Source organism: Herbidospora sp. RD11066, assembly GCF_054661255.1.
In genome coordinates, this window is sequence record NZ_BAAGDO010000385.1 from 1 (window position 1) to 234 (window position 234).

1 protein-coding gene is annotated in these 234 nt (G+C 53.0%); it reads left to right on the forward strand.

Annotated elements, in window-relative coordinates; all coding sequences use genetic code 11:
- Positions 1-50: 50 nt before the first annotated feature.
- Positions 51-234 (forward strand): hypothetical protein (locus tag ACYQ78_RS40155; RefSeq protein ID WP_459806244.1); only part of this gene is annotated, 184 nt, incomplete at its 3' end.

The following is a 234-nucleotide window of genomic DNA, read 5'->3' on the forward strand; positions in this document are numbered from 1 at the left end:
CGATCTTGGGAGATGGAAAGGGTGACAACCAAAACCATGCCATTCCCTTCATGCGGGGTGTGTTCACTCAGTGCATCGACGCCAACCAAGGGGCATACTTTGAACAGATGATGTTACTTCCCTGTGCTCTTGGCGAGTTGCGCTCGAAGAAGCGAGGAGATAGCCTTGCGAAGAAGATCGTGGGCTTTCCGGAGCACATTACCAGTGACATCGGTTCCATCGGAGATTTCGCGG